The organism is Longimicrobium sp., from assembly GCA_036377595.1.
In the GTDB taxonomy this organism is placed as follows: domain Bacteria; phylum Gemmatimonadota; class Gemmatimonadetes; order Longimicrobiales; family Longimicrobiaceae; genus Longimicrobium.
Genome location: DASUYB010000083.1, coordinates 52,455 through 78,375, shown reverse-complemented (window position 1 = coordinate 78,375; position 25,921 = coordinate 52,455). Strand labels below are relative to the sequence as shown.

Here is a 25,921-nt window from a genome sequence, read left to right as displayed (position 1 = left end):
GCCGTGGTGACGCTCACCTACCTGCACATCGTGCTGGGGGAGATGATCCCCAAGTCCATCTCCCTGCAGCGCCCGGAGCAGACCTCGTCGCTGGTGACCCCCGCGCTCCTGGCGGTGCAGACGGTGGCGCGCCCGCTGATCGCCTTCCTGAGCTTCGCCGGCGACGCGCTGCTGCGCCTCTCCGGCGTGGACCGGAAGGGGCACGCGCACGAGCACGTGCGCACCCCCGAGGAGCTGCGCTTCATCGTGCGCGAGAGCCAGGCGGGGGGGATGCTGCGCCGCGAGAGCGCCGCGGTGGTGCAGGAGCTCCTGGACTTCGCGCACCTGACCGCGGGGGAGGTGATGGTGCCGCGGGTGCGGGTGACGGGCCTGCGGGTGGGGATGCCCTTCGACGAGGTCGTGCGCATCGTGCGGCGGCACCCGCACACTCGCTACCCCATCTACCGGGGCGACCTGGACCACATCCTGGGGATGGTGCACATCAAGGACCTCTTCCGGCGGCTGCGCAACCGCCGCGCGGTGCACGAGCACGACGCCCGCGAGGTCCCCTTCGTTCCCGAGACCGCGACGATCGACGAGGTGATGGCCGCGCTGCGCGCCGCGCGCACCCAGCTCGCCGTGGTGATGGACGAGCACGGCGGCACGGCGGGGATCGTGACCATCGAGGACCTGTTCGAGGAGGTGGTGGGCGACATCGAGGAGAGCGCCACCCGCCGCCCCGAGCTGTACCGCGACGAGCGCGGCCGCGCGATCGTGGCGGGGACGGTGCGCGTGGAGGAGGTGGGCGAGTTCCTGGGCGTGGTGCTGGAGCACGAGGAGGTCGACAGCGTCAGCGGCCTGGTGCTCGACCTGTTGGGCCGCCCTCCGGCGGTTGGCGACGTGGTGGAGTACGACGACGTGCGCTTCGAGGTCACCGCCGTCGAAGGCCACGGCGTCCGCGAGGCCGCCGCCACGCTCCTCAAACCGCCCCGCCAGCCCGCCATGCCCCCCGGCGAGGAGCCGTAGGACCCTGCCGAAACGGAAATCTCAAGCCATTCAATAAGATACGCAAAGTTCCACTAGTGGAAGTTCCATCAGTGGAACTTTGGTTATTGCGAGTCAGCTCGTCGAGGCCTTCGTCATCGGGCTGCGAAGGTCCTCGCCCGAAAAGAGCAGGGTCGCACCGGACGCAGCCTCACGCCGCACATCGTCATCCGCATCGCCGCGGGCCGTGAACAGCGCGGTGTGAAGCTGCACCACGCCGCCCAGCTCGGCCGCCACCGCCTGCGCGCGCCGCCTCAGCGACGCCAGGTGCGATCCCGTCACTCGCCCCCACTTGCACTCGCAGACGAGCAACCGGCCCTTGCCGCCCAGGGCGACGATGTCCACCTGGTCGTCGGAGGTGGCGGCCCACCACTCGCCCACGCGGAGGGGGCGGAACGGCAGGCGGTCGGTGCGGCGCACGAAATCCCTGCAGATCTCCTCGAACACCGGGCCCATGTAGTCGTCCAGGACCGGCGCGACCGCCTCTTCCCAGAGCCTCGCCGGCTCCGCCAGCCCGATGCTTCCCGCGTTGACCAGCCGCGCCACCGTCCGGTGCCAGAACGCGGTGTACGGATCGACGATGCGATACAGCGTCCGCTTCGAGCGCTGCGGATTCGACTCCGTCACCGGTGCCACGCGGGCGATCACCTGCATCTCCTCGAGCCACTGCAGCGGCCGCAGGAGCGCCCCTCCGGACCGGCCGACGCGCTTGGTGATGCCGCTCCACGTCTGCTCCCCGGCCGCGATCGCGGCGATGATGGAGTAGTGCACGTGGGCGTCGGACGCGAACGCGTCGAGCATGTGCTGCGCCTCGTCCGCCAGGCGTCCGGTGGGCGTCAGCATCGTTTCCGCGACGTTCTCGGCCAGGGAACGCGCGGGGTCGATCAGCGCCAGGTGCCCCGGGAGATGGCCGAAGAGGCCGTACGCGAGGAGCTGGTCGCGGATCGAATAACCGGGAATGAACCGCGCCGCGTCGGCAAACCCGAACGCACCGATGAGCAGCTTGGCGGTGCGCCGTCCGTAGAGCGGCTGATCGATCTGCTCGAGGCGGTTCATGGCGCTGATGAAGCTGCCGCTCAGCACCAGCTTCAGACGGGTCCGCTGCCAGTCGTGGTCCCACAGGCTCTGTACGATCGACGGCAGCGCCGGCGCCGCACCGGCGAGGTACGGGAACTCGTCGAGCACCAGGAGGAACGAGTTCCCGTCCGCGCGGTCCGTGAGGTATCCGAAGAGATCCTCCCACGCGGGAAACGCCACGCCTCGCTGCAGCGCCGGATCGTCGAAGTGGCTTCCGATGATCTGCGTGAGGTTGGCGAGCTGCTCCGCTTCGGTCCTGCGGGTCGCTTGGTAGTAGATGCCGCCCACCTGCTCCGCGAAGCGCGTCAGCAGGAAGCTCTTGCCCACGCGGCGCCGGCCCACCGCGAAGATCAGGTCGGGGCGGGGCTTCGACCACAGCGATTCCAGCGTACGCCATTCCGCCTCGCGGTCGAACAGCTCGGACGGCTTGCGGGTCTCCATTGCTTGTGACTCCGGCAGACGAGACACCCCCCTGTTCCACCACAAGAAGTTCCACCCGTGGAAGTTCCTTCGGTGGAACTTCCAATTTTGGAACTTCGGGGCTTGCAGTCAAGGCTCCCTTGCTCCGCATTCTTCCTGCGACCATAAAGAACCCGCGGCCGGAACGAGGCCGCGGGTGATTGCGATCCGGGGCATGGGAGCCGCGGGCGCTCAATCCGCCGCGGCCAGCTCCTCGCGCTTGTGCACCATCTGCGGCTCCTTGAGGCGCGGGTCCTGGAGCGCGGCGTGGGCGGCGGCCAGGCGCGCGATGGGGACGCGGTACGGCGAGCAGGAGACGTAGTTCAGCCCCACGCCGTGGAAGAAGGCGATCGACTTCGGGTCGCCGCCGTGCTCGCCGCAGACGCCGAGCTTGAGTTCCGCGCGGGCGCCGCGGCCGAGGAGCGACGCCATCTCCACCAGTTTGCCCACGCCGCCGGTGTCGAGCGACTGGAAGGGGTCGTGGGGGATGATTCCCTGCTCCACGTACTGCGGCAGGAAGCGCCCCGAGTCGTCGCGCGACAGGCCGAAGGTGGTCTGCGTGAGGTCGTTGGTGCCGAAGGAGAAGAACTGCGCCTCGGCGGCGATCTCGTCGGCGGTCAGCGCGGCGCGGGGAAGCTCGATCATCGTGCCCACCATGTAGTCGACGCGCCGGCCCGCCTGCTCGAACACTTCCTCGGCCGCCTCGTCGATGATCCGCCGCTGGCGGCGCAGCTCCTCGGCCGTGGCCACGAGGGGGACCATGATCTCCGGGCAGACGGTGACGCCTTCCGCCGCCACGTTCACCGCGGCCTCGAAGATGGCGTGCGCCTGCATCCAGGTGATGTCGGGGTAGGTGATCCCCAGGCGGCAGCCGCGGTGGCCCAGCATGGGGTTGGCCTCGTGGTGCGCGTCTACCCGCGCGCGCAGCTGCGCCGAGGCGATCCCCAGCTTCCGCGACAGGTGCTTGATCTCCGCGTCGGCGTGCGGGAGGAACTCGTGCAGCGGCGGGTCGAGCAGGCGGATGGTGACGGGAAGGCCGTCCATCGCCCGGAAGATCCCCTCGAAGTCGCCGCGCTGCATGGGGAGGAGCTTGAGCTCGGCTACGGCGCGGCCGGAGGCGTTCTCGGCCAGGATCATCTCGCGCACCGCGTCGATGCGGTCGCCCTCGAAGAACATGTGCTCGGTGCGGCAGAGCCCGATCCCCTCCGCCCCGAACTTCCGCGCCACCTCCGCGTCGGCGGGGGTGTCGGCGTTGGTGCGCACCTTCAGCGTGCGGAACTGGTCGGCCCACTCCATCAGCCGGCGGAAGTGGTCGGTCGGCTCGGGGGTGACCGTGGGCACCTTCCCCAGGATCACCCGCCCCGTCGTGCCGTCCAGCGTGATCCAGTCTCCCTCGCCCACCGTCTCGCCGGCGGCGGCGAAGCGGCCGCGCGCCTCGTCGATCTCGATCCCGCCCGCGCCGGCCACGCAGCACTTCCCCATCCCCCGCGCCACGACCGCCGCGTGGCTGGTCATCCCCCCGCGGCAGGTGAGGATCCCCTGCGCGGCCACCATCCCCTCGTAGTCGTCCGGGCTCGTCTCGCGGCGGACCAGGATCACCGGCTCGCTGAAGCCGCGCGCCGCCGCCACGTCGGGGTTGAAGACGACGCGTCCCGACGCGGCCCCGGGGGAGGCCGGGAGCCCCGTCGCCAGCACGCGGACGTCGGCGTCCGGATCGATCGTTGGGTGCAGCAGCTGGTCGAGTTGCTCCGGCTGGACGCGGAGGACCGCCCGGTCGATGGGGATGAGCCCCTCGTCCACCATCTCCACCGCCATGCGCACGGCGGCGCGGCCGGTGCGCTTGGCTCCGCGCGTCTGCAGGAGGTAGAGCCGGCCGCGCTCGACGGTGAACTCCAGGTCCTGCGCGTCGCGGAAGTGCCGCTCCAGCGTCGTCCGCGCCTCCAGCAACTCGGCGTAGGCGCGCGGCATCACCTCTTCCATCCGCGAGATGGGAAGCGGGTCGCGGATGCCGGCGACCACGTCCTCGCCCTGCGCGTTGACCAGGAACTCGCCGTAGAAGACGTTCTCGCCGGTCGACGGATCGCGGGTGAAGCAGACGCCGGTGGCGCTGTCGTCGCCCATGTTGCCGAACACCATGGCGCAGACGTTCACCGCCGTCCCCAGGTCGTCGGAGATGCCGTTCACGCGGCGGTACGCCTTCGCGCGCGGCGTGTCCCACGAGCGGAAAACGGCCTCGATGGCGCCCCACAGCTGCGCCTGCGGGTCCTCGGGGAACGGCTCCCCCGTGCGCTCGGCGACGAGCTGCCTGAACTCGGCGGTCAGCTCGCGGAGATCGTCGGCGGAGAGGTCGGTGTCGTGGACGGCGCCGCGCGCGTCCTTGCGCTCGTCCAGCAGCCGCTCGAAGTCGGCCGCGGGGACGCCGAGCACCACGTCGCCGTACATCTGCACGAAGCGCCGGTAGCTGTCCCACGCGAAGCGCTCGTTGGCCGTGGCCGCGGCGAGGGCGGCGGCGGTGGCGTCGTTCAGCCCCAGGTTGAGGATGGTGTCCATCATCCCCGGCATGCTGAACTTCGCGCCCGAGCGCACGGAGACGAGGAGCGGGAAGTCGCCGCCGCCGAAGGGCTTCCCCGCCGCCTCCTCCAGCCGCGCCACGGCCGCCGCCACCTGCTCGCGCAGGCCGTCGGGGTAGCTGTGGCCCTGCAGGTAGAGGCGGCAGACCTCGGTGGTGATGGTGAAGCCGGGGGGAACGGGAACGCCGATGCGGGCCATCTCGGCCAGGCCGGCGCCCTTGCCGCCCAGCAGGTCCTTCATGCCGCCGTCGCCCTCGGTGTGGCCGGCGCCGAAGAAGTAGACGTATTGGTTGGACATGGTCGTGGCGCGGATGGGTGGTCAGCCGGGCTGTGCCGAGCGGGCGGCGTGCGCCTGCTCGAAGAGCCTTCGAGGCAAGTTTGGCGCCGCCAACAGCTGCAGGATAGCGGGAGATTTCGCCGTGGTGTGGGGAGATGGATGATGTTGGGAACAAGGTGATGGCGGGGCGAATGAATTCGCCGCAACAACCACACGAAGTCCGCCTTCGCGGCGCCTTCGCGGACTACCGGCGATCGCGCGGACGATGCATTCGTGCTCGCGACGGGCTTCGGGCGTCGCCTCGCCGCGATGTCCCGCGGGCGATACGATTTCGGTGCTGGCAACTACCTGATCAACTGCTTTCGGTTGGTGATGAAGATTCTTGGGATCGTGCTGACGTTCGTGCTCGCGCTCGCCGCGGGATGCGGGCGCGAGCGCGCGGATGTGGCTGATACGGCGCAGGATACGGCCGCGACGGCGGGGCCGGTGACGGTGCTGCTGGACATCCCCGCGCGCGTCCGCGCCGGCGAGGAGGTGCAGATCGCCGCGACGCTGGTGAACCGCGGGCAGGAGACGGAGAGCGTACCGTCCGCCGGGCCCGACATCGTCATCACTGACACGCACGGCGCGGAAGTGTGGCGCCGGAGCCGCCACGGAGGCAAAACGAGTCCGGTGCCATCCGCCACGCTCCGGCCGAACGAGATGCGCGGCTCCGGCTACACCTGGAGCCAGACGAACGACGCCGGCCAGCGCGTCGCCTCCGGCACTTACCGCATCCGCGCCACCATCCCCGCCGGCCTCGGTGAGGCGTCGAGCGCGTGGAGAAGTGTGCTAATAATTCAATGAGTTCGGGAAGAAACCTAAGCACCAGCTTCGCCGCAACTTCAAGCACACCAAACAACATCTCATCGTTCAAGAACTCCATCGGAGCCTCCCAGATAACGCGCTTTCTGGAGGGAGCGTTTCTCCCTCTCTGAAGGGAGGCCATTTATTCACTGTAGAAGGATCGCCACTTCCTGCCCCGTCACTGTTCGGTAAAGTCGGCAGGTCCACCGGCGCGCCACCATGCCAAAAGGAAAAGGGCCCCCGGCTGAGCCAGCCGGGGGCCTCGCACTTGAGCAGAATCGCTGCTCCTATTCCTCCGCCATGAACGCGTACTCGAACGAGCGCGCGGGGGCGAAGGTCTCCTTGATGGCGCGCGGGCTGATCCAGCGCATCAGGTTCAGGATCGATCCCGCCTTGTCGTTGGTGCCGCTGGCCCGCGCCCCGCCGAACGGCTGCTGGCCCACCACCGCGCCCGTCGGCTTGTCGTTGATGTAGTAGTTGCCCGCCGCGAACCGCAGCGCACGGTCGGCCTCCACCAGCGCCGCGCGGTCGTTGGCGAACACCGCGCCGGTCAGCGCGTACGGCGTGGTGCGGTCCACGATCTTCAGCGTCTCGGCCCACTTCGCGTCGGGGTAGACGTGCAGCGAGACGACCGGGCCGAACACCTCCTCGCACATCAGCCGGTAGGCGCTGTCCTTCACCTCCACCAGCGTGGGCTCGATGAAGTAGCCCTTGGCGTCGTCGAACCCGCCGCCGGCGATGATCTCCACGTTGTCGGCCTGCTGCGCGTGCTTGATGTAGCCGCTGATCTTGTCGAACGCCTTCCGGTCGATCACCGCGCCCATGAAGTTGCGGAAGTCGGTCGGATCGCCCACGCGGATCTTGCCGATCATCCCCAGCGTCAGCTCGCGCACCTGCGGCCAGATGGACTCGGGGACGTAGATGCGGCTGGCCGCACTGCACTTCTGCCCCTGGAACTCGTAGCCGCCGCGCACGATGGCCGTCGCCAGCGCCGCGGGATCGGCGCTCGCGTGGGCCAGGATGAAGTCCTTCCCGCCCGTCTCGCCCACCAGCCGCGGGTAGCTCTTGTAGCTGGCGATGTTGTCGCCCACGGTCTGCCAGATGTTCTGGAAGACCGCGGTGGAGCCGGTGAAGTGCACGCCGGCGAGATGGGGATCGTTCAGCAGCACGCCCGACGTGGCGACCGGGTCGCCGGGGACGAAGTTGATCACGCCCGGCGGCAGCCCCGCCTCCATCAGCAGCCGCATGATGTACCAGCCGCTGTAGACCGTGGTCGCAGCGGGCTTCCACACCGCGACGTTGCCGAGCATGGCCGGCGCGGTGGGCAGATTGCCGGCGATGGAGGTGAAGTTGAACGGCGTGACCGCGTAGACGAAGCCCTCCAGCGGGCGGTGGTCCAGCCGGTTCCACATCCCCGGGCCGGACTGCGGCTGCTCGGTGTACAGCCGCTCGGCGAAGGCCGCGTTGAAGCGGTAGAAGTCGATCAGCTCGCAGGCGGCGTCGATCTCGGCCTGGTGCGAGGTCTTGCTCTGGCCCAGCATCGTGGCGGCGTTCAGCACCGGCCGCCACGAGGTGGCGAGCAGGTCGGCGGCGCGGAGGAAGACGGCCAGGCGGTCCTCCCACGGCCACGCGGCCCACTCGCGCTGCGCCTGGAGCGACGCCTTCACCGCCTCGCGCACCTCGGCCTCGCCGGCCTTGTGGTACGTCGCGAGAACGTGCCCGTGGTCGTGCGGCATCACCTGCGTGTCGGTGTCGCCGGTGCGCACCTCGCGCCCGCCGATGATCAGCGGGATCTCGATCTCTTCCGACGCCATCACCTTGAGCGCCGCCTTCAGCTCCGCGCGCTCGGGTGACCCCGGCGCGTAGCCCAGCACCGGCTCGTTGCGCGGCAGCGGCACCTGCGGAATGCTATTCATCACCCATCTCCTGTAGTCTCGTTCACGGAGGCGAACAAGCTACCGAGGCCGTCAACCCCTCGCCACCCGTCGCGCCGCCTCCAGACCGTCGACGCGCTCGAGGTGGAGTCGCAGCATCCGCATCCGCGGCCCGAACGACCCGAGCTACGATCCGCGCACGGAGACGGGCGTGCCTGCCGGGACACCGACGACGCCATCCGCACCGGCGCAACCGGCTGCTGCTGACAGGATCGGCTTGACCCTTGACCCGGAGAGGGGTAAATTGCGCTCGGACAGGCGCTTCCACTTCTCCGGGCCGGCACGAATGAGCATCGTCGCGCAGATCGAAGACACCCTGGACGCCATCCGCCCCGCGCTGCGCGAGGACGGCGGCGACGTCGAGGTCGTGGGGTTCGACGACGGGGTGGTGCAGCTGCGGCTGGTGGGCGCGTGCAGCGCCTGCCCGATCAGCACCATGACGGTCAAGCAGGGGATCGAGCGCCGCATCAAGTCCGCCATCCCCGAGGTGCGCGAGGTCCTGGCGATCTGATTCGCCCCCCGCCGCGAGAGCATCAGCGCCTGCCGCGGTTCATCGCCGCGCGGGCGCTGTGTTATAATTTCAAAGCAGATCAGCTACACGCCGTTCCTCATTTAGCTTCCGAGGCGGATGCATGGATTTCCTGCACGAGTACTGGGCCGTTATCGCTGCCAATCCCGAAGTGTTTACTGTGTTTGCGGCAATCGTGATTAGTGTGTCTGCTGCCGTCACTCGTGCTGTTATGGGCGGAGCGTTGGACGCAAACAAGGAACGTCTGGAAGCAGCAAAGGAAGAGATAGCCCGTTTGCACGGGCAGAAAGATGAACTTCTTAGTCGTCTCGAGGCACACGGCGAGGACATCAATTACTTGAAAAGGGAGTTGGCCAAACGGCCACCTATTATTGTTTCGAACCGCTCCCCGGGTCCGGATGACGACGCCGAGGATGGTACCTTGTGGTTCACTCATGGCGATGATCCAGATTTGCTGCCGAAAGGAGAAAACCGGCTCCTTCTGCAGAGTGAAATCGAAGCCAAGGAACCGAACACTCAGGAGAATTGAGATGGAGCGAGTGACCGGAATCGGCGGGATCTTCTTCAAGTCGAAGGATCACAAGGCACTGGGCGAGTGGTACGCACGCCACCTGGGCGTCGACGTGCAGGAGTGGGGCGGCGCCGCCTTCCGCTGGGGCGAGGGAGCGGAGGAGTCGTCGGGCGCGACGATCTGGTCGCCCTTCGCGGCCGACACGAAGTACTTCGAGCCGTCCACCAACTCGTTCATGGTCAACTACCGCGTGCGCGACCTGGACGCGATGCTGGCGCAGCTCCGCGCGGCCGGCGTGCAGGTGGACGACAAGGTCGAGGACTCCGATTTCGGCCGTTTCGGCTGGGCGATGGACCCCGACGGCAACCGCTTCGAGCTCTGGCAGCCGCCCGCGGGGATGTGATCCCCGGGGGTGCGATCGAAGGCCGGCGCCTCGCACGGGCGCCGGCTTTCGTATATCCTTCTCCCGCGAACCGATCCGATTCGCCCGCCGGGTGTAATCGCGTGCATCCGCGGCGTCGGAGGGCGGCGGATGCGGTTCCGTGCTCTCGAAATCCCGTACTCTCGTACTTCTTGATATGACCAACGAGCAGCGTGACCAGGTGCTCCGGCGGGTGGCCGCGGCCCTCACGCAGGTGACCCACCCCGCCACCGGCGAAGACGTCGTCTCCTCGGGCCGCGTCCGCGAGCTGGACGTGCTGGAGGACGGCACCGTGCGCTTCCGCTTCCTGCTGCAGGCCGACGACCCCGGCACGCTGGTGCGCTACGCCCGCGCCGCCGCCGAAAGCGTCGAGGGCGTGGGGAAGGTGAAGATCGACATCACGCTCCCCTCGGTGGGCCGCCCGCAGACGCGCAAGGAAGCGCTCCGCGCCGGCAACGTTCCCGCGCCGACTCCGAAGCCCGGGCTCCTCCCCGGCGTGCGGCACATCGTGGCGGTCAGCTCCGGCAAGGGCGGCGTGGGGAAGAGCACCGTCGCCACCAGCCTGGCCATCGCGCTGGCGCAGGGCGGGCGCCGGGTGGGCGTGCTGGACGCCGACGTGTACGGGCCCAACATCCCCACCATGTTCGGCGAGAACCGGCGCCCGGCCGTGGTGGGCGAGAAGGGGCAGGAGAAGATCCTGCCGCTGGAGCAGCACGGGGTGAAGCTGATGAGCCTGGGGCTGCTGCTGGAGCCCGAGCAGGCCGCCATCATGCGCGGCCCCATGATCTCCGGGATCCTCAAGCAGTTCCTGGAGCAGGTGGAGTGGGGCGAGCTGGACTGGATGATCGTCGACATGCCGCCGGGGACGGGCGACGCGCAGCTCTCGCTGGTGCAGAGCATCCGCCTGGACGGCGTGGTGATGGTGACCACGCCGCAGGACGTGGCCACCGGCGACGTGCTGCGGGGGATCAAGATGTTCGAGAAGGTGAATACGCGGATCCTGGGGATCGTGGAGAACATGGCCGGCTTCGTCTGCCCCTGCTGCGGCGAGCGCTACGAGATCTTCGGGCGCGCCGGCGGCCGCCGGCTGGCGATGCAGACGGGGCAGGAGCTGCTCGGCGAGATTCCCATCGAGGTGGCGGTGCGCGAGGGCGGCGACACCGGCGTCCCCATCCTCGTCTCCGACCCGCACGCTCCCGCGGCCGAGGCGCTGCGCCACGTGGCCGACCGCGTGGCGGAGCTCGTCGAGGCCGGCGTTCCCGCGGCGGTCTAGAGGATTCTCACGCGGAGGCGCGGAGACGCGGAGAACTTTGATATTGAATCCTCGCGTGAGGCAAAAAGAGAGGCGGGCGGAGATCGAGAGATCCCCGCCCGCTTCATCATCCATCGCGATCGCAATCAGTAGCTCGGCGAGTCGAGCCAGGCGCGGTCCCGTGCGGAGAGCACGCCACGGCGCGGACGCTCCACGCGGCGGATCAGCTTCACCGCCAGCCAGCCGAGCAGCAGGAACGGCAGCAGCTTGAACGCCAGCCCCACCAGCCCCGCCACGACCCCGATCACCACCCCCAGCAGCGCGATCACGGCCACGAGGGCCACCACCGCGAGCACCGCCACCACGACAAATCCCACCAGCGCGCCGATCATCGGTCCCCTCCAGGCAGCACGCGTTGAAGTCTCAGTCCACCCAGTCGATGTCGATCGACCCCACCGCGGCGTCGATCGAGATCTCCAGCCGGTGCGGCGCCTGGCTCCAGTTGCGCGAGTACCAGGCGTTGCCCTGCTTCACCATCTCCGTGGGGTCGAAGGAGGACAGGAACGAGCTCTTGCTCACCCGCACCCCCAGCGAGCGCGGCAGCCGCAGCCGCACCGCGCCCACGCCCATCTGCACCCGCGCCGTGGCGTTGCGGTCCCACGCGCCGCTGAAGTCCAGCGTGGCCTGGCCCACCCCGCCCTGGAACTCGAAGCGCTCGGCGCGCGTGTTCCCCAGCCCCGTCATCCGCAGCTCCGCGGCGCCCGCCTGCACGTTCACCTGGCGCGCGGGCACGCGATTGGGACGGGAGAAGGCGACCACGGTGTTGCTGGCGCCCGTCGTCAGCGACAGGCTGGTGAGCGACATCCCGCCCAGCTCCGCCTCGGTCTTCCCCGCGCCGAACTGCAGCGACAGGTCCATCGGCACCGACGGCGCCAGCGAGACGCTGGCGTGCTCGTCTTCCGCGTCGCCGTGCTCGCCCCGGCCGCCGCGTTCGCGGCCTTCCACCCCCAACCGCAGCTTCCCCGCGGCGCGATCGTACTCGGACACCGGGCGGAACTGCTGGTCGTCGTAGCGCAGGTCCATCCGGTACAGCAGGTCGCCCGCGGCGGGCTGCACCTCCAGCGTGCCGAAGCCGTACTGCACCCGCACGTCCAGCGCCTTCTCGCCCTGCACCTGCCGGGCGCTGGTGATGCTGCGCATGCGGTGCGAGCGCTGGTTGGCCTCGGCCTCGTGCCCGCACCCGGCGAGCACGGCGGCGGCCGTCAGCGCCAGGACGGCGCGGGCGGGGCGGCGGAGGTCAGACACCGGCCGCGCTCCCGGCACGGTCGAACGCCGGCTCCTCGTCGAAGATCGGGTCGTACCCGCCCGCCCGCGGCCGCCAGGGCCAGCCGGCGCGCGTGCCGGCGCGGGTGATGACCACCGCGCCGAAGCCGATGGTGGCCGCCAGCCACAGGATCAGGTTCCCCAGCAGCTCCACCAGGTCCCCCAGCCACCCCAGGAAGCCCGTGAGCTCCAGCAGGTGCGCGAAGAACAGCGGCACCAGCAGCACCGCCACGCCGGTGAACACGTAGGTGTAGGCATTGCGCCGCAGCGACTCGAACGAGCCGCTCTGCTCGGCGGTGCGCTCGCCCAGCGCGTGCGCCACCGCCACCACCCCGAACGCCGCCGCGGCCGCGATGGCCACCCAGAACAGGGGGATGAAGAGCGGGAGGAGGAGGATGCCGACGATGGTCACGCACAGCACCACGATGCCGATGATGAAGGCAGGGATCGACAGGAAGTTGGCCGCGATCCCGATCCCCGCCGCGCGCGCCGTGTCGCGGCGCACGGTGTGGCTCACCCGCTCGAGCTGCGGCAGCGCGTAGAAGACGATGGCCGCGCCGATCCCGCAGAGGATCAGGCCGAGCGTGAGGGTGGAGATCAGCCCCTCGACACCCTCGCCGATGGAGCCCCACCAGCCGCGGCCCATGCGGATGGCCTCGGCGCTGCGGGCGCGCTCGCCCCGGCCGGGGGCCGCGTCGGCGCCGCCCTCGTCGGCGTCGCTGTTCACCCGCATCTCGCCGAACACGCGGCCGCCCTCGTTCAGCAGCCGCCCGCCGCCGTTGACCACCGCGTCGCCGTGGATGGTGGCGCCGTTGGCCAGGATCAGGTCGCCCTTGCCCACCGTCACGTCGCCCATCACCTCGCCCTCGACGCGCACATCGCCGAACGGGGCCACCACGTCGCCGTCCACCACCTTGCCGCGCGGGATGGTCAGGCCGTTGAGGGAGATCTGGCTGCCTTCGGGCTGGGGCACCGCCGGCGCGGGCGCCGCCGTGGCCGGCCCGAGCGCCTCGGGCGCCGCCGGGGCGCCAGGCGCCTGGGGCGGCGGCATCACGTCGGCCGGAGCCGGGGCCGCCTGCGCGGCCGGAGCCGGCGGGGCGGCGGGGGCACCCTGCGCCCGGAGCGCGGGTGCCGACGCGAGCGCCAGCGCCAGCGCGGAAAACTTGAGGATATCAGTGCGCATGGGTCATCCCCCCAACCGGGGTCCTGAGAAGTCGTACCATCATCCAGCCCGAGAGCGGGATTGCGATCGCGAACACCACGGCCGCCGCGGACAGCCCGCGGGTGCCGCCCACCAGGTTGTTGCCGGTGGTCACCAGCCACTCCCAGAAGCCGCTGCGGACCACCGCGCCAGTCACCCGCACCAGCAGCCCCCACACCGCGTCGGTCACCCAGTGGCGGGCCACGCCGAACAGCGCGCCGGGCGTCATCCCCTGGCCGGTCAGCCAGCCCAGGAGCGCCACCAGCGGAAGGAGCGGGGCCAGCACGCCCACGCCGCCCATCATCCATCCGCGCGCGGTCTTCGGCAGCCAGCGCCGGCGCAGCACCGCCTCGGGAACGGCGGCGGGCAGCAGCACCCGCGCCATCACCGCGTCGGCGAACGAGGGCGATGGGTTCCAGGTGGGAAGCCGGCCGAGCGCCGAGAAGAGCGCGCGGTGCGCGTCGACCTCGGCTGCGCACTGCTGGCACTGGCGCACGTGCTCCAGCGCGAGGGCCTTCTCCGCGTGGGAGAGGGTGTCCTCGGCGAGCTCCTCGAGCGTCCAGCTCGGCAGATGTGCGGTTTCGTTCGTCACGGTGTTCCTCGTCCGGCTTCCATGTGTGGCTCCCTACGTGAGCAGCTGCCTTCGGGTTTCAGAATCTCAGTCCTAAGTCCTGAGTCCTAAGTCCTTGGTGCTCCATCCAGTCCCCGGCCCCCGCGTCCGAAGTCCACGCCGAACCCACCCGGACTTAGGACTTAGGACTCAGGACTCATTCCTTACACCCGCGTGTGCGCCAGCATCTCCTGCAACTCCTTGCGCCCCCGGTGGATGTACGTCTTCACCGTGCCCAGCGGGAGCGCCATGATCTGCGCGATCTCCTCGTACGGCAGGTCCTCGATGTGCCGCAGCACGATGGCCTGCCGGTACTCCGCCCGCAGCTTGCCGATGGCCAGCTCGATCTCGGCGCCCAACTCGCGCGCCTCCAGCAGCTCCTCGGGGTTCTCCTCGTCGCTCTCCACGGTGATGGTGCTGGCCTCGATGTCCTCGGCGCTGGTCGCATACCGCGAGCCGTCGAGGGAGACCGTGGGCACTTCCTTCCGCCGGATGTAGTCGATCGTCAGGTTCGTGGCGATCTTGAAGATCCAGCTGGAGAACTTGTAGGCCGGGTCGTAGCGGTCGATGTTGTTGAACACGCGCACGAAGGTCTCCTGCGCAAGGTCCTCGGCCTGTTCGCGGTCGCGGACCATGCGGTAGATAAGGGAGAACACCGGGCGCTGATAGCGGCCGAGCAGCTCGCGATACGCCTTCTCGCTTCCCTTCTGGGCGCGGACGACGAGATCGTGATCCGTAAGCGACGTCGCGTTCAATCTCTTGATGCCAGTGAGGCAAGGTTCCCAACCCTCGGGCGCACCCTACGGCGTCGGCGCGCGGAGAGTTTCAGCCGGGCGCCGCAGCCTTGCTCGCGAGGGGGGCGGGGGATAGCTTTCCCGGCCTCTATTCTACAGGGAGAGACGGATTTACGACATGCCGACCCCAGCCGCGCGATCCGCGGTGCTGCCGGCGCGCGAGGAGAAGGCGGCCGCGGTGCGGCGGATGTTCTCCTCCATCGCGCCGCGCTACGACCTGCTGAACCACCTCCTTTCCGCCAACGTCGACCGCGCGTGGCGCCGCCGCGCCGTCGACCGGCTGGGGTGGGAGCGCGCGCCCGCGGGGACGTACCTGGACAACTGCGCGGGAACGCTGGACCTGGCCGTGGAGCTCGCCCGCCGCGACGGCTTCCGCGGGCGCGTGGTGGGGAGCGACTTCACCTTCGCCATGCTGGAGCGGGGCGCGCCGAAGCTGGAAAAGCTTGCGATCGAGCCCGCCTGCGCCGACGCGCTCACCCTCCCCTTCGGCGACGCCGCGTTCGACGGCGCGACGGTCGGGTTCGGCGTGCGCAACCTGGCGGATCTCGACGCGGGGCTCGCGGAGATGGCACGGGTGCTCAAGCCCGGCGCGCGGCTGGTGATCCTGGAGTTCACCACGCCGCAGTGGCAGCCGTTCCGGGCCCTGTATCTCGGCTATTTCCTGAAGGTGCTGCCGCTGGTCGGCCGCCTGGTGTCGAAGCACAACACCGCGTACACCTACCTTCCCGAGAGCGTGCGCGAGTTCCCCGAGCCGAAGGAGCTGGCCGCGAAGCTGGAGCGCGCCAGCTTCCGCGAGGTGGGGTGGAAGACGCTGTCGGGCGGGATCGCGGCCCTGCACTGGGGAGTGCGCGCGTGACCCGCTTCCTGGCGACGTTCGGCACGCTCCTTTTCTTCTCGTTCATCGCCTGCTGCGTGGCGTCGGCGGCGCTGCAGGTGCTGGCGTGGACGCGCCACAAGCTCGAAGGCGTGCCGATCAACCCCGGCGCGCTGTGGAAGCCCGAGGGGTTCTTCGACCCCGTGGGCCTCTACCAGATGAAGATCGCCAAGCGCGCGCTGCTCATCGGCGGGGTGATGTACCTCTCCTACGGCCTGCTGATGATCGTCGCCCAGACGGTGGTGGCGAGGTAGGCCGGAGAGTTTCCACCCGCCCGGGGCTTGCCGGGCGAATGAATTCGCGGCAACAACGGCACAAAGTCCCTGCGGGACTGGGGCATCGGCATCCGCGTGAGGCGCAGAGCTCGACGCGGGCGGATGTAGGTAACTCGTGCAGATGTAGACGTGTGTCTCAACCCTCTCCCGTTATCGGGAGAGGGGGGCGAGCCTAAGCGAGCCGGGTGAGGGCGGACCGGAGGCTGCGCAGCGATCGATGGTCGGCCCGGCGTCAGAGATTCGTTCCAGACCAGCAGATAGATGGCCTTCCAGAACCTCCGCGAGTTCCTCCGCCACCTCGACCGCACCGGACAGCTGGTGCGCGTGCGGCACCCCGTCTCCGTGGACCTGGAGATGGCGGAGATCGCGGACCGCACCATGAAGCTTCCCGGCGGCGGCCCCGCGCTGCTCTTCGAGCGCCCCATCCTGATGGACGGCACGGAGAGCGACATCCCCGTGGCCATCAACGTCTTCGGCAGCTGGCGGCGCATCGCCGAGGCGCTGGGGGTGAAGGACGTCGAGGAGCACGCGACGCGCATCGCCGAGCTGATCAAGCCCGAGATCCCCAAGGGGCTGTGGGGGAAGGTGCAGCTGCTGCCGAAGCTGGCCGAGCTGGCCAAGGTGCCGCCGCGTCCGTACAAGGGGCGCCCGCCCTGCCAGGAGGTGATCCTGCGCGAGGGCGAGTTCGACCTCACGCGGCTCCCCGTGCTGAAGACGTGGCCGAAGGACGGCGGCCCCTTCATCACCCTGCCGATGGTAGTCACCGCGGACCCCGACACGGGTGTGCAGAACATCGGCATGTACCGCATGCAGGTGTTCGGGCCCGATTCCACGGGGATGCACTGGCAGCGGCACAAGGGCGGCGCCGCGCACTACCGCGCGTGGAAGAAGAAGCGCGGGGGGAAGATGCCTGTCGTCGTCGCCATCGGCGGCGATCCGGCGACCATGTACACGCCGAGCGCGCCGCTGCCGCCGGGGATCGACGAGTACCTGTTCGGCGGCTTCCTGCGCCGCGAGCCGGTCTACACCGCGAAGGCCATCACCGCGGACCTCACCATCCCCGCCGAGGCGGAGATCGTGCTGGAGGGCTATGTCGACACCGACGAGGAGCTGGCCATCGAGGGCCCGTTCGGCGACCACACGGGCTTCTACACGCTCGAGGACCCGTACCCCGTCTTCCACGTCACCACGGTGACGATGCGGGAGGATCCCGTCTATCCCGCCACCCTCGTTGGCCGGCCGCCGGTGGAGGATGTGTACCTGGGCGGCGCCACGGAGCGCATCTTCCTCCCCCTGGCGAAGCTCACGATCCCAGAGATCGTGGACTACCACATGCCGCCGGAGGGTGTCTTCCACAACCTGGTCTTCGTCTCCATCCGCAAGGAGTACCCGGGGCAGGCGTGGAAGGTGATGAACGGCCTGTGGGGGATGGGGCTGATGTCGCTGGCCAAGGTGATCGTGGTGGTGGACGAGGGGATCGACGTGCAGAACCCCTTCGAGGCATGGTGGTATACGCTGGGGAACATTGACCCCGAGCGCGACGTGCGCTTCACCCGCGGCCCGGTGGACGACCTGGACCACTCGTCGCAGCTCCCCGCGTTCGGCAGCAAGATGGGGATCGACGGCACACGCAAGTGGCCCGAGGAAGGCTTCACCCGCCCCTGGCCCGACCTGATCGAGATGTCGGAGGACGTGAAGGCGAGCGTCGACAAGCTGTGGGACAGGTTGGGCATCGAACCGCTGGAGTGATGATGAACGACAAGCCGGCTCCGGACCCGACCGACTGGCGCACGTGGGAGCGCGACGGCGTCCGCCTGTTCCCGCCGCCTGGAACGACGTCGGAGCAGGTATTCGCCGGAGTGTGTGCGTTCTCCGCGGCGCGGTGGGGACTCGATCCCGATCGCCCGCGGAAACCGCGACCACTCCGCGTCCGCGTGCTGAAGAAGGTCGATGGCAAGTACGAGCAGATCAGCTTTCGCTGCACGACTTCACGCGGTGCGATCGACGTGAAAGTTTACGGCGGATGCAGGCACATCCAGGCACCAGGTGCGGTGCCGGTGAACTGAGGTGGAGATGTCGAGCGACGCAAAGCTGGAGCGGCTGGAAGGCCAGCACATCCGCGGCACCGGGCGGCTGGTGGACTACAGCAACCTGGTCAAGCTGCCGCACACGCTGTTCGCCATGCCGTTCGCGCTGGTGGGCGCCACGCTGGCCAGCTACCACGCGGCGATCACCGTCGTGGACGTGCTGCTGATCCTGACGGCGTTCACCGCCGCGCGCTTCGCGGCCATGGGCTTCAACCGCATCGCCGACCGCGCGATCGACGCGCGGAACCCGCGGACGCAAATGCGCGAGATCCCCGCGGGGAAGCTCACCGTGTCGCAGGCCACCATCTCCGTAGTCATCGCCAGCGTGGTGTTCATCCTCTGCGCGGCGCTGCTGAACCGCATCTGCCTGATCCTCTCGCCGTTCGCGCTGGGGTGGGTGTTCTTCTACTCGTACACCAAGCGCTTCACCCGCTGGGCGCACCTGGTGCTCGGGTTCGCGCTGGCCATCGCCCCCGTGGGCGCGTACCTGGCTGTCGCCGGGCGCTGGAGCCAGCCGCCGGCGATGCTGCTCGCGCTGGCGGGGGCGGTGCTCTGCTGGGTGGCGGGGTTCGACATCCTCTACTCGCTGCAGGACATCGAGTTCGACCGCCGCGAGGGGCTGCACTCCGTCCCCGCCGCGCTGGGCGCGGGCGGCGCGCTGGCGGTGTCGCGCGTCCTCCATCTCCTCAGCGCCGCCTGCTTCGCCGCGCTGGGGTTTCTGGACGCGGACCTGGGGCTGCTCTACTTCTTCGGCGTGGCAGTGATCGCGGTGATGCTCGCCTACGAGCAGAGCCTGGTGCGCAAGGACGACTTCTCGCGCATCGACGCGGCGTTCTTCAACGTGAACGGCGCTATCTCGGTGGTGTTCTTCCTGATCGTCCTGGCGGAGAGGGTGTTCCGGTGAGGAGCACGCCCGGCGCGCCGGTCACCTTCGGGATCACGGGGGCGTCGGGCGCGCCGTACGCGGTGCGGCTGCTGCGCGCGTTCAACGAGACGGGCACGCCGCTGCGGCTGATCGTCTCCAGCTACGGCTGGCGGCTGCTGGCCGAAGAGACGGGGATCGACGGACTCGACGCGCTGCGCGCCGCCACGGGCGACTGGAGCCGCGTGGAGTTGTACGACGCGCTGGACCGCGGTGCCACGCCGGCCTCCGGCTCCGCGCCGTCGCGCGGGATGGTGATCTGCCCGTGCAGCATGGGCACCCTTGCCTCCATCGCCGCCGGCACCTCGCGCAACCTGGTCGAGCGCGCCGCGGACGTGGCGTTGAAGGAGCGCCGCCCGCTCATCCTCGTCCCCCGCGAGACGCCGCTCTCGCTGGTGCACCTGGAGAACATGACGCGGCTGACGCGTGCCGGCGCCACCGTGATGCCCGCCGCGCCCGGCTTCTACCACCGCCCGCGCAGCATCGACGACCTGGTCGACTTCGTGGTGGCGCGCGTGCTGGACCACCTGGAGATCGAGCACGCCGTCGGCCGCCGCTGGCACAGCGGAGAACAGCAGGGGACAAGGGACGGGAACGGCTCGTAGATCTCCGGCGTATTGTTGGGAGATGCGAAGCGCCGACGGCGAGCTGCCGCGCGGGCGCTTCATCGTTTTCAGATGGGGATCGATGGTGATTGCGACGAAGAACGGCGTGCGCGCCGTGCTCTACGACTTCGACGGGACGCTGGCGGACAGCACCGACCTGATCATGCGCTGCTACCGCCACACGATGTCCACGCACCTCGGCCAGTGCCCGCCCGACGAGGAGTGGCTGGCCGGCTTCGGAACGCCGCTGGAGACGCAGATCGCCCGCTTCGCCCGCCACGACGGCGAGGCCGAGGCGATGCTCCACACCTACCGCGCGTTCCAGGACCAGATCCACGACGAGCTGCTGCGCCCCTTCCCCGGCGCGGCAGAGACGGTGGCGGAGCTGGCGCGGCGCGGCGTCGCCCTTGCCATCGTCACCAGCAAGCATCGCCGCAGCACGCTGCGGGGGATGGGGCTCTGCGGCATCACCGACCACTTCGACGTCATCATCACCCCCGAGGACGTCGGCAACCCCAAGCCGCACCCGGACCCCGTCCTCGTCGCGCTCGAGCGCCTGGGCGTGTCCGCGGACGAGGCGCTGTTCGTTGGCGACAGCCCGCACGACATGGCGTCCGGCCGCGCCGCGGGAACCCGCACGGCCGCCGCCCTCTGGGGCCCCTTCCCGCGCGAGGCGCTGCTGGCCGAGCGGCCCGACGTGCTGCTGCATCGCCAGGAAGACGTGCTCGACCTCGTCTCCCCCGGCGAGTAAGGCGCTCAAAGCTTTCTCACGCGGAGACGCGGAGCCGCGGAGGAGTGCAGACGTTCCTCCGCGGCTCCGCGGCTCCGCGTGAGATTCGTCTGTTCAGGGGGTGATACGGGCGCATCTCCATCTCCGCATCATCCACCTCTCCCCGTCGCAGGCTCGCTGATCCCCGCGCCGATCTACCATCTCCCGCGAAGCCGTGTTCCTGCGCGGGAGGGTGGCGCCCGCTTTGCGTCGGCCTGCCGCGTCCGCTATAATCCGCGCCTCTCGCGCGCGGCCGGGTGCCGCGCCTGCGTGCCCAAGTCCCGGCGCCGCCCCGCGTCCGGGACCTTCGATCTTTTTGCCAATCAAGGAGCTGCATCATGCGGATGCTGGTGCTCGGAGCGGGTCAGCAGGGGAGCGCGTGCGCGTACGACCTGCTCAGGCACACCGACCACGACGTGGTGATCGCCGACCAGCGGGTGGACGCGCTTCCCGAGTTCCTGAAGCCGTACCTGGGCAGCCGGCTGACCGCCGTGCGGCTGGACGCCAACGACCGCGGCGCCGTGCGCGACGTGATGGAGGGCGCCGCCGCAGTGATGAACGCCTTCCCCTACCACTTCAACCTGGGGATGCTGGTCGCCGCGATCGACTGCGGAGCGCACTACAGCGACCTGGGCGGCAACACCGAGATCGTGCTGCAGCAGAAGGGGCAGCACGAGCGCGCCCGCGAGCGCGGCGTGAGCGCGGTGCCCGACAGCGGCCTGGCGCCGGGGATGGTGAACATCCTGGCGCAGTACGGGATCGGGCGGATGGACACGGTGCGCGCCGTGCGCATCAAGGTAGGCGGGCTGCCGCAGAGCCCCGAGCCGCCGCTGAACTACCAGATCGTGTACAGCATGGAAGGCGTGCTCGACTACTACACTACGCTCTCCTGGGTCCTGCGCGACGGCCAGCCCATGCAGGTCACGGCCCTCTCGGAGATCGAGGAGATCGACTTCCCCGGCGTGGGCATGCTCGAGGCGTTCCACACCGCGGGCGGGCTGTCGACGATGGCACAGCGCTACGAGGGCGACGTGCCCACGATGGAGTACAAGACGCTGCGCTACCCTGGCCACGCGAAGATCATGGAGGCCGTCCGCGAGCTCGGGCTGCTCGGCCTCGACCCGGTCGACGTCAAGGGCCAGCGCGTGGTCCCGCGCGACCTGTTCATCGCCGTCGCCGGGAAGAAGCTGACGAAGGACCCCCGCCGCAGCCCGGACCTGGTCGCGCTCCGCGTGGAGGTGGAGGGCGAGAAGGACGGCGACGACCTGCTCCTGCGCTGGGACCTGCTCGACCGCTTCGATCCCGAGACGGGGATCACGGCCATGATGCGCACCACCGGCTACTCGCTCGCGATCACCGGCGCGCTGCAGGCCGCGGGCGACGTGGAGCCCGGCGTGTGGACGCCGGACGAGGGCGTCCCGCCCGAGCCGTACATCGAGGCGCTGCGCCAGCGCGGCATCGACATCCGCGAAACCCGCCTCACCGGCGCCGCCGCGACAAACAGCTAGTCGCGACTAAAGCGTCAGGGGTGTAGCTTAGTGCAAGCGGCGCTTGCACAATTGCACATTCAGCACGACAGATCGCCTCCGGTCCCCGGCGGACCGGAGGCGTTGCTGCTTCACGAGCCGTCCAAAACGGAGAACTTGACACTAAGCAGCACATGAGATAGCATCTTAGGTCCCTAAAGAATTGCTCCACACGTTCAACTCGGATGCGTCCATGGCCACGCTCGTTCCCGTGCCCGACGTCTACCACGAGTTCCTGCACGCGCTGAAGGAGCGCATCCGCTCGGCGCAGTTGCGCGCGGCGGTGTCCGTAAACCGCGAGCTAGTGCTGCTGTACTGGGAGATCGGCCGCGACCTGGTGGAGCGCCAGGATCGTGAGGGGTGGGGCACGAGGGTGATCGATCGCCTGGCCGCCGACCTGCGCGCCGCGTTCCCCGGCCAGCAGGGATTCTCGCCGCGCAACCTCAAGTACATGAAGAGGTTCGCGGAAGAGTGGCCGGACTGTGTAATTGTGCAGGAGGTGCTTGCACAATTGTCCTGGTACCACAACGTGACCCTTCTGGAGAAGGTCCCGTCACCCGCCGAGCGGCTCTGGTACGCACGCCAGTGCATCCAGAACGGCTGGTCGCGGAACGTGCTGCTGCACCAGGTCGGCAGCGGCCTGGTGCATCGGCAGGGGCGCGCGATCCACAACTTCGACCGTACGCTGCCCCCGCCGGACTCGGACCTCGCCTCCGCGCTGCTGAAGAGCCCCTACTCGTTCGAGTTCCTCACGCTCGAGGGAGAGGTGCGCGAGCAGGAGATCGAGCGGGCGCTCACCGAACGCATCCTCAACTTCCTGCTGGAGCTGGGGGTGGGCTTCGCGTTCGTGGGCCGGCAGCACCGGCTGGAGGTGGGCGGACAGGAGTTCTTCCTGGACCTCCTGTTCTACCACATCCGGCTGCACTGCTACGTGGCCATCGAGCTCAAGGTCGGACGCTTCGTTCCGGAGAGCGTCGGCAAGATGAACTTCTACCTGGCCGCGCTCGACGATCAGCTGCGTGGAGCTGCCGACCAGCCGAGCATCGGCATCATCCTCTGCACCGACCGCAACGACGTGGTGGTGGAGTACTCGCTTCGCGACATCACGCGCCCGATCGGCGTGGCGACGTACCGGCTGCAAGGCCCGCTCCCCGCACCGTTCCGCGGCGTCCTGCCGACCGCGGCCGAGCTCGCCGCCGAGGTCGAATCCGTGATGCGGCCGGCCAGCGCCCACGACGCGTCGTCCTGATTGTGCAATAGTGCAAGCGGCGCCTGCACTATTACACAGTCAGGACAATATGAATGGTTTCCGAAGCCCGTCCCCCTCGATCCGAGCGGCGGGAACCGCTCACTCCAACTCGTCGATGCTGCGGGGCCAGTCGCCCTTGAGCAGGCGCGAGAGCGAGCGGTCGGCCAGGAGGCGGCCGCCGGTCTGGCAGCGGGCGCAGTAGTTGGTCTCGTTCTCGGCGTAGCGGATGCGCTGCACCGGCGCGCCGCAGACGGGGCACGGCCGGCCGTACTTCCCGTGCACGGCCATCGCCGGGTGGAACGCCGTCACCTTCTCCGGGAACCCGTCGCCGGTCTCGCGACGCAGGCGCTCGGTCCACTCCGCCAGCGTGTCGCGAACCGCGGCATGGAGGCGCGCCGCCTCGTCGTCCGACAGGTTCGTGGTCAGCTGCACGGGCGAAAGCCGCGCGCGGTGCAGGATCTCGTCCGAGTACGCGTTGCCGATCCCGCTGAACACGTGCGGGTCGGTGAGCGAGCGCTTGAGCGTGTGCCGCCCGCTCCGCAGCGCGGCCGCGAACTCCTCCGTCGACGCCGCCATCACGTCGATTCCGCCAGGATCCATCGCGCGCAGCGCTTCGGCCCCGGCGAGCAGGTGGATGGAGGCGCGGCGCTTCGACCCCGCCTCGGTGAGCGCGAGCGCGCCATTCGTGAAATCGAACGCGGCGAGGCCGATCTTCCCGGGCACTTTGGCGCCCTTCGCCAGCCAGCGGAACCGACCCGTGACCATCAGGTGAATGACGATGAAGCGCTCGCCCTCGAGCTCGATGGCGATCCGCTTCCCCACGCGGTGGAGAGCGACGACGCGCCGCCCGGTCATCTCCGCCGGCCTCGGCTCCACGGTGCGCAGCACGAACGGGCTTGCCAGCCGGATGCCGAGCAGCGTCTCACCGGCGATCCGCTTCTCCAGCGCTTCGATGTAGACGGCGACGTCCGGCAGCTCGGGCATGGCGGGGTGGTTTCTCCGATGAGAGCGTGAGAGACTGCGATCGTCTGATAGAATCACACGGAGGGAACGGAGTCAACGGAGGACGACGTGATTCGTCCGCGCGGCACATCCTTCGCGGAGGTGCGCGGCCCAGCGATCACCGGGAGGGGAGGAGGCGGGGGATGAACGTGGTGGTGTTCGGCGCGACCGGCGGCACCGGGCGCGAGCTGGTGAAACAGGCGCTCGGCCACGGCCACACCGTGCGCGCGTTTGTGCGCAGCCCCGACAAGCTGAAGGTGATCCACCACCGCCTGGAGGTGGTGCAGGGCGACGTGCTGGACGCGCCGGCCGTCGCCGAAGCGGTGGCGGGGCAGGACGCGGCGCTCTCGGCCCTGGGGGTGAACAACACCAAGCCGAACACCGTCCTCTCCGACGGCACGCGCAACCTGCTGGCGGCGATGGAGGAGCGGAAGGTGCGGCGGCTCCTCTTCGTCTCGTCGCTCGGCGTCGGCGACAGCAAGGGGCAGCTCGGGCCGCTCTACAACTGGATCCTGCTGCGGACCCTGCTGAAGCACATCTTCGCGGACAAGGAAACGGCGGAGGAACAGGTCCGCGACTCGAAGCTGGACTGGACCATCGTGCGCCCGGGGCGGCTGACGGACGGGCGCCTGACGGCGAAGTACCGTACCGGACCGGACGCCGCGAAGGGGCGCTGGTTCCCGAAGGTGTCGCGCGCGGACGTCGCCGATTTCATGCTGCACGCGCTGGAGCGCAACGCGCACGTCCGCGCAATCTCCGGCATCTGCTACTGAGCGGCGGATCCGCGGCAATCTCCATCCCACCATCCCCACGACGGACAGGACGAAGGCGCCGGCGCAGTTGCGCGGCGCTCCGTTCGGTCCGATCTTGTTCGCATCCCCCACGTCTCCGCTCCACGTCCCACGCCCGCCGGGGCCGACCCATGTTCTTCCCGTCCCTCTTCTATCTGCCCTCCCTGCTGATCGTGGCGGTGCAGGTGTTCTTCGCGGTGCACTGCATCCGCAACGGGAAGCCGGCGTGGCTCTTCCTGATCGTCTTCTTCCCCTTCGTCGGCAGCCTGATCTACCTGTTCGTGGAGTACCTGCCGGAGATGCGCGCGCGGGATACGATTGGCTCCACCGCGCGCAGGGTGAAGGAGCGCATCAACCCCGCGGCCGAGATCCAGCGGCTGGAAGACCAGGTGGCGCTCAGCAACAGCCACGTGAACCGGATGGAGCTGGCGCGCGGCTACCTGCGCGTGGGCCGCGCCGACGACGCCATCGCCGTGTACCGCCAGTCGCTGGTGGGGATGTATGCCGACGATCCGCCGCTGCTGTACGAGCTGGCGGCCGCCTACCACGCGGTGGGGCGCCTGGACGAGGCGCGCGAGACGTACGAGCAGCTGCGCGCCAACGTGCCTGCGCCGACCACCGACCACCTGCTGCTGAGCGCGCGCATCTACGAGGACGCGGGCGAGCTGGACGCGGCGGCGCGCGAGTACGAGGCGCTGCTCACCCGCCCGGTGGTGGGCGAGGAGGCGCGCTGCCGGTACGCGCTGGTGCTGAAGCAGCTCGGCCGCACCTCCGAGGCGCACGCGCTGTTCGACGCCATCGTCCGCCACGCGCGCGTCTCACCCGGCCACTACCGCAAGGCGCAGAAGCCGTGGATCGAGATCGCGCGCAAGGAGCTGGCGGGCGAGACCGTGGCGGGCTGAGGCACTCCGATCCCGCGCCGAGTCCAGTCAAAGAAAAGCCTCACGCAGGGTTAGCAGGTTAAAGCAGCTTCAATCACTGCTTTCTGCTAACC

Annotated in this window: 26 protein-coding genes; 17 read left to right on the top strand and 9 right to left on the bottom strand. The window is 69.4% G+C overall.

Features of this window, described 5'->3' with window-relative positions:
* On the top strand, window positions 1–1,005 hold a 1,005-nt coding region (locus VF092_11885), incomplete at its 5' end, for a hemolysin family protein (protein ID HEX6747983.1).
* Window positions 1,006–1,098: 93 nt separating this feature from the next.
* On the opposite strand, the gene VF092_11880 is transcribed toward VF092_11885, so the two are convergent.
* Together VF092_11880 and ppdK are read right to left on the bottom strand one after the other, a co-directional pair.
* Window positions 1,099–2,541, bottom strand: coding sequence for an ATP-binding protein (locus VF092_11880; GenBank protein ID HEX6747982.1), 1,443 nt, complete (start codon window positions 2,539–2,541; stop codon window positions 1,099–1,101).
* Window positions 2,542–2,751: 210 nt separating this feature from the next.
* Window positions 2,752–5,427 carry a pyruvate, phosphate dikinase gene (gene ppdK, locus VF092_11875; GenBank protein HEX6747981.1) on the bottom strand — a complete coding sequence of 892 codons (2,676 nt, stop codon included), beginning with the start codon at window positions 5,425–5,427 and terminating at the stop codon, window positions 2,752–2,754.
* Window positions 5,428–5,679: 252 nt separating this feature from the next.
* On the opposite strand from ppdK, the gene VF092_11870 reads away from it, so the two are divergent.
* Entirely contained in the window at window positions 5,680–6,252 is a 573-nt protein-coding gene (locus tag VF092_11870) for a BsuPI-related putative proteinase inhibitor (GenBank protein ID HEX6747980.1), read from the top strand.
* A 287-nt stretch (window positions 6,253–6,539) separates the two neighbouring features.
* Here the strand turns inward: VF092_11870 and pruA are convergent, their stop codons facing one another.
* Entirely contained in the window at window positions 6,540–8,168 is a 1,629-nt protein-coding gene (pruA, locus tag VF092_11865) for an L-glutamate gamma-semialdehyde dehydrogenase (protein HEX6747979.1), read from the bottom strand.
* Between the two features lie 310 nt (window positions 8,169–8,478).
* On the opposite strand from pruA, the gene VF092_11860 reads away from it, so the two are divergent.
* The 4 genes from VF092_11860 to VF092_11845 all read left to right on the top strand — a co-directional run bounded on the left by VF092_11860 (window position 8,479) and on the right by VF092_11845 (window position 10,920).
* On the top strand, window positions 8,479–8,697 hold the full coding sequence (locus VF092_11860; protein ID HEX6747978.1) for a NifU family protein: 219 nt from the start codon (window positions 8,479–8,481) through the stop codon (window positions 8,695–8,697).
* 121 nt (window positions 8,698–8,818) lie between these two features.
* Window positions 8,819–9,244: a hypothetical protein gene (locus VF092_11855; GenBank protein HEX6747977.1), complete on the top strand. Its 426-nt coding sequence runs from the start codon at window positions 8,819–8,821 to the stop codon at window positions 9,242–9,244.
* Between the two features lies 1 nt (window position 9,245).
* A complete protein-coding gene (locus VF092_11850; protein ID HEX6747976.1) occupies window positions 9,246–9,629 on the top strand; it encodes a VOC family protein in 384 nt (127 codons plus the stop codon).
* Window positions 9,630–9,804: 175 nt separating this feature from the next.
* On the top strand, window positions 9,805–10,920 hold the full coding sequence (locus VF092_11845; protein HEX6747975.1) for an Mrp/NBP35 family ATP-binding protein: 1,116 nt from the start codon (window positions 9,805–9,807) through the stop codon (window positions 10,918–10,920).
* Window positions 10,921–11,045: 125 nt separating this feature from the next.
* On the opposite strand, the gene VF092_11840 is transcribed toward VF092_11845, so the two are convergent.
* From VF092_11840 to VF092_11820, 5 genes are all read right to left on the bottom strand, one after another.
* Window positions 11,046–11,291, bottom strand: coding sequence for a hypothetical protein (locus tag VF092_11840; protein HEX6747974.1), 246 nt, complete (start codon window positions 11,289–11,291; stop codon window positions 11,046–11,048).
* Window positions 11,292–11,322: 31 nt separating this feature from the next.
* A complete protein-coding gene (locus VF092_11835; protein HEX6747973.1) occupies window positions 11,323–12,204 on the bottom strand; it encodes a LiaF domain-containing protein in 882 nt (293 codons plus the stop codon).
* Complete coding sequence (locus VF092_11830; GenBank protein HEX6747972.1) at window positions 12,197–13,405, bottom strand: polymer-forming cytoskeletal protein; 1,209 nt, start codon at window positions 13,403–13,405, stop codon at window positions 12,197–12,199. The genes VF092_11835 and VF092_11830 overlap by 8 nt, the downstream gene beginning before the upstream one ends.
* Window positions 13,395–14,015, bottom strand: coding sequence for a hypothetical protein (locus VF092_11825; protein HEX6747971.1), 621 nt, complete (start codon window positions 14,013–14,015; stop codon window positions 13,395–13,397). The genes VF092_11830 and VF092_11825 overlap by 11 nt, the downstream gene beginning before the upstream one ends.
* 182 nt (window positions 14,016–14,197) lie before the next feature.
* Entirely contained in the window at window positions 14,198–14,788 is a 591-nt protein-coding gene (locus VF092_11820) for a sigma-70 family RNA polymerase sigma factor (protein ID HEX6747970.1), read from the bottom strand.
* Window positions 14,789–14,945: 157 nt separating this feature from the next.
* Between VF092_11820 and VF092_11815 the strand changes: the two genes are divergently transcribed.
* The 9 genes from VF092_11815 to VF092_11775 all read left to right on the top strand — a co-directional run bounded on the left by VF092_11815 (window position 14,946) and on the right by VF092_11775 (window position 23,134).
* A complete protein-coding gene (locus VF092_11815; protein ID HEX6747969.1) occupies window positions 14,946–15,683 on the top strand; it encodes a class I SAM-dependent methyltransferase in 738 nt (245 codons plus the stop codon).
* On the top strand, window positions 15,680–15,955 hold the full coding sequence (locus VF092_11810; protein HEX6747968.1) for a hypothetical protein: 276 nt from the start codon (window positions 15,680–15,682) through the stop codon (window positions 15,953–15,955). Before VF092_11815 ends, VF092_11810 begins: the two co-directional genes overlap by 4 nt.
* A 282-nt stretch (window positions 15,956–16,237) precedes the next feature.
* Window positions 16,238–17,725 carry a menaquinone biosynthesis decarboxylase gene (locus VF092_11805; GenBank protein ID HEX6747967.1) on the top strand — a complete coding sequence of 496 codons (1,488 nt, stop codon included), beginning with the start codon at window positions 16,238–16,240 and terminating at the stop codon, window positions 17,723–17,725.
* A 2-nt stretch (window positions 17,726–17,727) separates the two neighbouring features.
* Window positions 17,728–18,042 carry a hypothetical protein gene (locus VF092_11800; GenBank protein ID HEX6747966.1) on the top strand — a complete coding sequence of 105 codons (315 nt, stop codon included), beginning with the start codon at window positions 17,728–17,730 and terminating at the stop codon, window positions 18,040–18,042.
* A 7-nt stretch (window positions 18,043–18,049) separates the two neighbouring features.
* Window positions 18,050–18,967: a UbiA-like polyprenyltransferase gene (locus VF092_11795; protein ID HEX6747965.1), complete on the top strand. Its 918-nt coding sequence runs from the start codon at window positions 18,050–18,052 to the stop codon at window positions 18,965–18,967.
* Entirely contained in the window at window positions 18,964–19,590 is a 627-nt protein-coding gene (locus tag VF092_11790) for a flavin prenyltransferase UbiX (GenBank protein ID HEX6747964.1), read from the top strand. The genes VF092_11795 and VF092_11790 overlap by 4 nt, the downstream gene beginning before the upstream one ends.
* A gap of 22 nt (window positions 19,591–19,612) precedes the next feature.
* Window positions 19,613–20,341 (top strand): HAD-IA family hydrolase, encoded by a 729-nt coding sequence (locus VF092_11785; GenBank protein ID HEX6747963.1) that lies wholly within the window; start codon window positions 19,613–19,615, stop codon window positions 20,339–20,341.
* A 356-nt stretch (window positions 20,342–20,697) separates the two neighbouring features.
* The gene (locus VF092_11780; GenBank protein ID HEX6747962.1) at window positions 20,698–21,867 is read left to right on the top strand and encodes a saccharopine dehydrogenase C-terminal domain-containing protein; all 1,170 of its coding nucleotides are present in this window, start codon (window positions 20,698–20,700) and stop codon (window positions 21,865–21,867) included.
* A 211-nt stretch (window positions 21,868–22,078) separates the two neighbouring features.
* Complete coding sequence (locus VF092_11775) at window positions 22,079–23,134, top strand: PDDEXK nuclease domain-containing protein (protein HEX6747961.1); 1,056 nt, start codon at window positions 22,079–22,081, stop codon at window positions 23,132–23,134.
* 99 nt (window positions 23,135–23,233) lie between these two features.
* Here the strand turns inward: VF092_11775 and VF092_11770 are convergent, their stop codons facing one another.
* The gene (locus tag VF092_11770) at window positions 23,234–24,118 is read right to left on the bottom strand and encodes a DNA-formamidopyrimidine glycosylase family protein (protein HEX6747960.1); all 885 of its coding nucleotides are present in this window, start codon (window positions 24,116–24,118) and stop codon (window positions 23,234–23,236) included.
* 161 nt (window positions 24,119–24,279) lie between these two features.
* Between VF092_11770 and VF092_11765 the strand changes: the two genes are divergently transcribed.
* Both VF092_11765 and VF092_11760 read left to right on the top strand, forming a co-directional pair.
* Window positions 24,280–24,909, top strand: a complete 630-nt coding sequence (locus VF092_11765; protein HEX6747959.1) for an SDR family oxidoreductase — start codon at window positions 24,280–24,282, stop codon at window positions 24,907–24,909.
* 149 nt (window positions 24,910–25,058) lie between these two features.
* A complete protein-coding gene (locus VF092_11760; protein HEX6747958.1) occupies window positions 25,059–25,829 on the top strand; it encodes a tetratricopeptide repeat protein in 771 nt (256 codons plus the stop codon).
* Window positions 25,830–25,921 lie beyond the last annotated feature (92 nt).